Origin of the sequence: uncultured Adlercreutzia sp., assembly GCA_910585575.1 — a bacterium.
Lineage (GTDB): Bacteria > Actinomycetota > Coriobacteriia > Coriobacteriales > Eggerthellaceae > Adlercreutzia.
In genome coordinates this window covers 1-7,505 of record CAJUFS010000094.1, presented here as the reverse complement: position 1 = coordinate 7,505, position 7,505 = coordinate 1, and the positions used below count along the sequence as shown (strand labels likewise).

Annotated in this window: 6 protein-coding genes and 1 pseudogene; 2 read left to right on the top strand and 5 right to left on the bottom strand. The window is 60.9% G+C overall.

The window, feature by feature from the left end; genetic code table 11:
• A pseudogene (locus QZ307_RS10210) lies at positions 1–511 on the top strand (molecular chaperone HtpG); the annotation flags it as partial.
• Between the two features lie 9 nt (positions 512–520).
• Here QZ307_RS10210 and QZ307_RS10205 read toward each other — a convergent pair.
• The 3 genes from QZ307_RS10205 to mihF form a co-directional block, all read right to left on the bottom strand.
• The gene (locus tag QZ307_RS10205) at positions 521–1,018 is read right to left on the bottom strand and encodes a hypothetical protein (protein WP_295999533.1); all 498 of its coding nucleotides are present in this window, start codon (positions 1,016–1,018) and stop codon (positions 521–523) included.
• Entirely contained in the window at positions 1,015–1,938 is a 924-nt protein-coding gene (locus tag QZ307_RS10200) for an RNA methyltransferase (RefSeq protein WP_295999532.1), read from the bottom strand. The genes QZ307_RS10205 and QZ307_RS10200 overlap by 4 nt, the downstream gene beginning before the upstream one ends.
• Before the next feature lie 99 nt (positions 1,939–2,037).
• A complete protein-coding gene (mihF, locus tag QZ307_RS10195) occupies positions 2,038–2,346 on the bottom strand; it encodes an integration host factor, actinobacterial type (RefSeq protein WP_295999530.1) in 309 nt (102 codons plus the stop codon).
• A 353-nt stretch (positions 2,347–2,699) separates the two neighbouring features.
• On the opposite strand from mihF, the gene mazG reads away from it, so the two are divergent.
• The gene (mazG, locus tag QZ307_RS10190; RefSeq protein ID WP_295999528.1) at positions 2,700–3,587 is read left to right on the top strand and encodes a nucleoside triphosphate pyrophosphohydrolase; all 888 of its coding nucleotides are present in this window, start codon (positions 2,700–2,702) and stop codon (positions 3,585–3,587) included.
• Positions 3,588–3,928: 341 nt separating this feature from the next.
• Here the strand turns inward: mazG and QZ307_RS10185 are convergent, their stop codons facing one another.
• Complete coding sequence (locus QZ307_RS10185) at positions 3,929–5,512, bottom strand: fibronectin type III domain-containing protein (protein ID WP_295999527.1); 1,584 nt, start codon at positions 5,510–5,512, stop codon at positions 3,929–3,931.
• Between the two features lie 749 nt (positions 5,513–6,261).
• On the bottom strand, positions 6,262–6,966 hold the full coding sequence (locus tag QZ307_RS10180) for a hypothetical protein (RefSeq protein ID WP_295999525.1): 705 nt from the start codon (positions 6,964–6,966) through the stop codon (positions 6,262–6,264).
• Between the last annotated feature and the right edge of the window lie 539 nt (positions 6,967–7,505).

The window sequence follows — 7,505 nt, the reverse complement described above, 5'->3', positions numbered from 1 at the left end:
CATGATGGCCATGGGCACCTACGGCGAGCACGCGGTGGACGACGACGAGGACAACCAGCAGCCCTACTTCATCAAGAATGTGGGCGCCGAGGATCTGGGCCTGACCACCGACGAGGAAAAGAAACAGGCCGAGGAAGCCACCGAGAGCAACGCCGCGCTGTTCGACGTGATGCGCGAGGCGCTGGAGGGCCGCGCCGAGCGCGTGGTGGTATCCACCCGTCTGACCGATGCGCCGGCGGTCATCACCAGCGAGGGCGGCGTGTCGCTGCAGATGGTGCAGGTGCTGAAGAGCCAGCCCGGCTCGGAGCAGCTGCCCGACTTGCATCTGGTACTCGAGGTAAACGACAAGCACCCCGTGTTCGCCACGCTGCAGGCGGCGCACGAGGCCGGCGACGACGACAAGGTGCGTACCTACGCCGGCATCTTGTTCGATCAGGCACTGCTGGTGGAGGGCATCCTGCCCGACAACCCGCTGGCCTTCGCCCAGGCCGTGGCTGACCTCATGAAATAGTCGCGAGACTTAGCCTTCTCTCTTCTCGGGGCGCTCTTCGGAGCGCCCCTTTGCTATGCGAAGGAAGGCGAAGGAGACGCCCATAAGAATGAGGCCGACGGCATCGAAGGTGATGAACAGATTGATGCTGGAGGCCAACAGCTCGTGACCGGCGGGGAGCGTGGCGCGAATAAGCGACTCGCCGATAAGCCCCACCACCTGTTGGACCAGGATGACAACGCCCAGGGCGGTGAAGCGCCGCGGGGCTGCAATAAAGGCCGGATAGGTGCAGTTCCACATAAGGAAGGCGATGCCGACACCCTGGGCCGCCACGCGACCGGGCACACCAGTCAGTTCGTAGGCGCCCATATAAGCCTCGGGCGTGAGGGCGAACCCCAGGGCGCACTGCACGTTCACGACGAAGACGAAGGCGAAGCACAGGCGCGCTATCCAGGTAGCGGCCGTCAGGAGGGACGAGTGCGAGGGAGTTTGGCAGGGCCCTTGCTTCGTTGGGATAGTTTTGCTCATACGTCGGTCCGTCCCAGTTTCGACAGGCGTCGGAAGGCATAGAACGCCACGGCGCTGGAGGCGGCTACATTCAGCGAGTCGACGCCCGGGGCCATGGGAATGCGCACCGTGTAGTCGCAGCGCTCGATGGTGGCGGGGGCCAAGCCGTCGCCTTCCGTGCCGAAGAGCAGCGCCAGTTTTGTCGGCTTACCGGTAGCAGCTTCCTGGGCGGCCAGCTGCTCGTTCAGCTGGTCGGGGGTGATGGAGTTGTCGGACAGGGCCATGGCGGCGCAGGTGAATCCCAGGGCCTTCAGCTGAGCGAGGCCCTCGGCGCTCCAGGTGCCCTCGCCGGGACGGTTGGGCTCGTCGAGGTTCCCAATGCGCGTCCACGGCACCTGAAAGACCGTGCCCATGGACACGCGTACAGCGCGGCGGTACAGCGGGTCGTAGCAGGCGGGGCTCGCCAGCACGGCATCGACGCCCATGGCCGCGGCGCTGCGGAAGATAGCTCCTACGTTGGTATGGTTGGTAATGTCCTCCAGCACTGCCACCAGCCGCCCCGAGCCGATGGTGTCGGCCAGGGAGGGCAGGGGAGGGCGGCGGAAGGCGGCCAGTGCCCCGCGGGTCAGCTCGAAGCCCGTGAGGCGTGCCAGCTCGTCGCGGGGCGCCACGAACACGGGCAGCTCGGCTGCGTCGGGCAGGGCGCGCCGTCGCTCTTCCATCTGCGCAATGAGCGGCGCCATGGGCTCGAGCCATTTCTCCTCCATCAGCAGCGAAAGGGGCTCCATGCCACCCGCGAAGGCGCGTTCGATGACCTTGCCCGACTCGGCAATGAACAGCGCGCGCTCGGGTTCCAGCTTGCTGCGCAGTTGCGCCTCGGTCAGCCGTGCGAAGGCGTCGAGGCGCGGATCGTCGAGCGAGTCTACGCGAATAAGGGGCATGGATCCTCCTGACGGCGGGGGTAGGGCAGGGGCGTTTCGGGCAAAACAAAAGCGCCAGCCTATTATAGACTGGCGCTTGAGAAAGTAGGCGAATGTCGCTTAGGACAGGGCAGCCTTCAGGGACTGCATCTGGTTGGAGCCCAGACCCTGCAGACGACGCTCGGCCGGAATGCCCAGCTCCTCCATGAGCTTCTCGGTCTTCACCTTGCCGAAGCCGGGGAGGGCGTTCACGAAGGCCTTCACCTTCATGCGGCCGATAACCGGATCGTCGGTCTGGTCCAGAACCTCAGCGGGGGTGAGCAGGCCCATGGAAAGCTTGTTGGTGATCTCGGAACGCTTGGCGCGAACGATACGAGCCTTCTCGAGGGCGGCAGCGCGCTGCTCAGGGGTCATTGTCGGTGCGGGCATAATACACTCTTTCTCTCTCGTTCCCTGTTTCTTAACAGGGAAAACTTCCTAAGGATGCGGGCACAAGAAAGAGTGGTGCCGCGCGTCCTTGCTTTTGGCAGAGACGATAATACAGAATTTGGCCGTTTCATGCACGGTTTTTCCGCCGAAAGTGCGCGGATGTGGTCAAAAATGCACTTTTTAGGCTCCGAAATGGGGATTTAGTGACGAAATAGGCTTGTTGACGCTAAGACAGCGCGGGATTGCTAGGGCAGGAGAAGGTATAATCGGCGCTGTTGAGAAAACTAGAAGGCGCTGCGGGAAACCAGGCGTTTTCTGCGCGCTATGTCGCCCCTGATTTGAAAGAAGCTGTCATGACCGAAAAGCTTGTTGCTGAAGTTGTCGCTACCGATCATCCGTCCTTCAACGATTTTGTCGCAACCATCGAGGCCCTGCGTGCCCCCGACGGTTGCCCCTGGGATCGCGAGCAGACGCATCAGAGCATTTCCAGCAACATGATCGAAGAGGCCTACGAGGCCGTTGATGCCATTGAGTCGCAGTCGGTGCAGCATCTGCGGGAAGAGCTGGGCGACGTGCTGCTGCAAGTGGTGCTGCAGTCCCAAATCGCCGCCGACGCCGGCGAGTTCACCATCGACGATGTCTGCCGCGACATCAACGAGAAGATGGTACGCCGCCACCCCCACGTGTTCGGCGAGGCCCAGGCGGCCGACGCCAACGAGGTGCTGGACCTGTGGGACCAGGTGAAGATGGCCGAGAAGCAGGCGGCCGACAGTGCCGCCGAGGCCGACGCTGACGAGCCCGAGGGACTGCTCGACGGCGTGCCAAAGAGCTTCCCGGCCCTCATGCAGGCGCAGAAGATCTCGCGGAAGGCCGCCGCAGCGGGCTTCGAGTGGGAGAGCGTCGACGGGGTGTGGGAGAAGGTGGCCGAGGAGGTGGCCGAGCTGCGCGAGGCCTACGCCGCGGCGCCCAAGTCTTCTAACGGCAAGGTGGACGGCGACGCCGATCCGGCTGCCAAGCAGGCCGTGGCCCTGGAGTTTGGAGATGTGCTGTTCTCGCTGGTGAACGTGGCGCGCAAAATGGGCGTGAATGCCGAGGAATCGCTGCGCCTTACCTGCGCGAAGTTCCGCACCCGCTGGGCTTTCATGGAAGGCGCCGCCGCCGGCCAGGACCGCCGCATCGAGGACTTGAGCACCGAGGAGATGGAAGAGCTCTGGGCCATGGCGAAGATGCTGCAGGGGTAGGGCGGCTTTTGCTTGCGGGAGGACGGCTCCCGCTTGCTCGCCTTTGGCTCGCTCGCGGGTCGCTCCTGGCTTTCGGGGTCGTCCGCGGGCGGGGGCGGCATCCCGCTCCGGGCACGCGCCGCTCCGCTGCTCGCTTCGCTCGTGCGCTGCGCTCCCTCATGCTTTTACCTGGCGGCCTTCGGCCGCCTTTTCTTTTGGCGTTCAGACGGTGCCCTCCGGGGATGCCGCCCCCGCCCGCTACAGCGCCAAAGTTGGGGCGGGCGTAAAAGAAGGACGCCGCCTGGTGGAAAGCGGCGTCCTTGGGTAGACCTTTGAAAGGGTAGTGGGGTGAGCGCTCCTCGCTACTTCTTCGTCTTCACGGTCTTGGCCTTCGACCAGGGGGAGTAATAGGTCTTCTTGCCCACCTTCTTGTAGGTGCGCACCTGCACGTAGTATTTCTTGTTGCCCTTGAGCTTCGACACCTTGGCCGAGGCCTTCTTGGCGCCCTTGACCGTCAGCTTCTTCGCGCCCTTCATCGACTTCTTCAGCGAGTACCGCACCTGGTAACCGGTCGTCCACGTCTTAGACTGCTTCTTCCACTTCACGGTGAAGCCGCGCTTGGCCTTCTTCAGCTTGGAGATGGAGGTCGCCGGCGGGTTCGAGACGCGCGTCTTCGCCGACCAGGGGGAGTAGTAGGTCTTGCCGCCCACTTTCTTGTACGTGCGCACCTGGACGTAGAGGCTCTTGCCCGTCTTGACGCGCGGCAGCTTCGCTGAGGTCTTCTTGGCTCCCTTGACGGTCTTCGTCTTCGCGCTCTTCATGGATTTCTTGGTGGAGTAGCGCACCTGATAGCCGTCGGTCTGGCTCGCCTGCTTTTTCCAAGCGAGCTTGGTGCTCTTCTTGCCGAGTGTGGCCTTGCTAACGGTCGTGCCGGCGGGCAGCACGATGTACTTGACGGTGCGCGTCCACTTGCTCAGGCCCGTGCCCGTCAGCACGAGGTACGCCTCGCCCACCTTGTCGCCGCCGACGCGGCGCACGGTGAAGTCCACGCCCTCGACGAGCTTCTTGCCGCCCACCACGATGGACACCGGCGGACGAGTCCCCGCCGTGGCGGTGGGCAGGGAAGCGCCGCCGGCCCCCGCGCCGCCCACGGTGATGCCCGAGAGGGGAGGGGCCATCGCGGCGGTGGAGCTCCCGGGGTTGGGGGCGGTGCTTGAGCTGGAATCATTGCCACTGCCACTGTTGGATCCGCTGCCGCTGGAGCTCCCGGGCTTGGTGCCGCTCTGGTTTTCGGAGTTGCCGCCAGTAGTGGTGCCAGGCTTGGTACCGCCGGGTTGCGATGAGGAATCGGTGTCGTTGGGATTGTCGTCGCCCGTATCGGGTGAAAGTATGTTGAAGCTGGTATCGACAGTGCCCGTGTAAATGCCGCGGCCCGTGATCGTTACTGTCGCGGTTCCAGGCTCAATGTTATTGGCGTAGGCTGCCGTGAAGTCCTTGCCGGGCTCAAGCTTAACGGCGCCGTCCTGGATTACGAGAGATGGCGTAATTTCCTTTCCCGTGTATCGGGCGTCCTCTATTGGCTGAATCCATTCGGGTTTGATATCGTTTTCGATGATCTCGGGAATCCATTGGCCGTCGCTGCTCAGCCATTTTCCTGTAGCGCCAGGGATATAGAAAGAGTCAACGACGGGGAGCTCTGCTTCGAGCAGCTTTTTCCGGTCCTCGGAGACGGGCTGCTTGATTTGCTTGAGCGAGGTACAGCCGTCGAAAACCCCTTCGCACCTATCTGCTGAGAAGTTGACAGTTTCGAGCGAGGTGCAGTTTCGGAAAGCGCCAGATGCATAAAGCTTGGCATAATAACGATTAGTTCCACCTATGACACCACTGATACTGGGACTGGCAGGATTCGTGACCAAGGATGAGCATCCTTCGAAGATGTTGTCCATGTACACGGAGCTTCCGCACGATATACTTGGGAAAGTGCATGCCGTGAGAGACGTGCAGTCTTTGAACATCCTCGACATGTTCAAAGAACTGGCTGGATTTTGGAAGCGTATGTCTCCGGTTAAGCTTGCGACTTTGAGCGACGAGCATCCTTCAAACATGCCGTTGAGGCTCATAAACACGGTGCAGAGATTTGAGCCAAGCTTATCGAAGGGAAGATTCCAGTCGATACGCTCAAGTGCGGTGCAATCCTTGAACATTGAACCAAGGTTAATATAGGTTGTCGAGGATGTAACTAAAGGGCTGATGTTTATTTGGGCTTCACGTAGGTTTTTGAGGCCGGAAAAACAATCGGAGAGGCTGTATCGGGTAGTGCGACTACCGGCATCAGAAGTGCTGTAGCAGGTTTTTGCGACAGCTTTGGTGACTTGATCGTTAAGGCTTGGGTCTCCTACCGTGCTGCCGGTTCCCTCGATGGCGTAATCGCATATTTTTTCGCCATAGGTTTCATTTGCGCTGGAAAATGCCTGGATGACGAGTGTGTAGCCTTCTCGATCGGGTTCCTGATAGTAAACAGCGTAAGGCGTAGAAGCGGCCCATGCCTGCTTTGTGCTCACGAAGGCCTGCGCTGGCACGCAGGCGATACAAAGAAGTAGCGCGAGTGTGACTTTTAACACCCGATGTTGGTATCTCGAGCGTTTTGCTCTCTCCATTTCCTTTCCTTTCTCCGTGTTATCTGCGGGGAATGTGGTTAACTACGAGTTCTTGCGCGTGTGCGCTGTTCGGACCAGATGATGAACTCAGCGTCGAAGGGACGGATCGGCAGGGGGATGCCTTCGATCGAAAGGGTGCCCTCGGCGAGTTTGACGCGAATGCGTTCCTGGAGCATCGCGTAGTCTTCTTCGCTCAGCTTGCTCCACGATGATGCGCGAGCTCTTATTCCGTTTTTCTTGCACCAGCTGAGCACGTAGGCGTCAATGGGTATGTGGCAGAGGTCGAACCAGCTGCTGCGGCTGTCTATATCGCTGAAGCATGAAAGGTACTTGAAAAGCATGTTCACTAGCTTTTGAGCCTTGCCGTATGATTGGCTGCTGATGGAGGGCTCATTGCTGCGCTGCTCAAAGATGCTGTTGAGCCGGTTGAGGAAGTCGGTGCAGAGGGCCCGGTGAATCTCGTCAAAGGCCTCTTGGCACCGAGCTCCGCTGGGTGTGTTGCGGGCAATCGTGGTGGCAACTTCGCCTGCAGTGGCTACCGTGAGACGTCTAATGTCCTTCCGAGTTTTGTTGTTTGCGCTGCCCAGTCCTTTGATGGTGCGCGGTGTCATATCCAGGTATGCCTTGGTCGCAGCCCATTCTAAATCTGCGGGATTATTGGCTGTGCGACCACAGCATCCCTGGTCTTGGATAAAGGCGAATTTTGACTTGCTCAAAAGCAGGTCGGTGCGTGGATCGATCATGTGGAACCCTCCTTTCTTTGCCGTAGCGCTTTCTGCCGGTAAGAAGGGGCAGGGGCGAAGGTCGGCACCTTGGGATGACGGAGCCGCGCTTGCCTAGCGCCTCGCGGCCGATGGCAAGGCGCTGGTTATGCTCGGCTGAGGGGCATTGAGCTTCTGGCGGAACAGCTTTGAAGAGCAAGATGCCAGGCGATATAGAAGGTTTTAGCGGGGGATGTGGTACAGAATGGACGTCGATGCGGAGGACGGCTGTGACGTCTACCCTAGAATATGCGTTGGGGGGGGGGTGCTCACTGAATGTACGTTGCAGTATGTCGCTTGAGCGCGGGTCATGGCGTCGGATTCCCCAATCCCGAGAATGTCCCGTCGGGGCCCTCGCGCCGTCTCTCTCCGGCGCGCCCCTGGTCGGGACTCGAATTTCCTGATACGGCCATTATACCGACCGCCAACAGCCGCGGCAACGGCCGATTGGGGAGGCGCCCTTGGAGGACGGCGTGACTTTGATGGGGGCAGCATCCCCTCGATCTCCTACCAGCCCGTTC